This is a genomic window from Bacillus sp. SIMBA_154 (genome assembly GCF_046536015.1).
Classification (GTDB): domain Bacteria; phylum Bacillota; class Bacilli; order Bacillales; family Bacillaceae; genus Bacillus; species Bacillus pumilus_P.
This window is the reverse complement of sequence record NZ_JAWJBV010000190.1, coordinates 1-279: the sequence shown is the minus strand read 5'-3', so window position 1 is coordinate 279 and position 279 is coordinate 1. Positions and strand designations below refer to the sequence as shown.

The window sequence follows — 279 nt, the reverse complement described above, 5'->3', positions numbered from 1 at the left end:
ATAGCATTTTGTCATTAATACTTAAAGCCGAGTACGACAATAAAACCGAAGCACCCCCGATAAACAAGGATGCAGTTATTTCAAAGAATATCTTATTCTTTTCCAAGAAACTACGAAATCGTGCAATTTTATTTTCAGACATTGTTATTTCCAGTGACGAGCTGAAAACTTCAGCTTCCATAATTAATCGGGCACCGCAGAGAAATGTAACCACCAAGGACACTTTCAAAGAGTTATGAGATCAAAACAGCAAACCAGCGACGCAAGCAGACCACCGCC

General features: G+C 39.4%; 1 protein-coding gene. It reads right to left on the bottom strand.

The genetic code is table 11. The features are described 5' to 3' along the window. Positions 1–181 (bottom strand): hypothetical protein (locus R0K30_RS21685; RefSeq protein ID WP_410612876.1); only part of this gene is annotated, 181 nt, incomplete at its 3' end. Between the last annotated feature and the right edge of the window lie 98 nt (positions 182–279).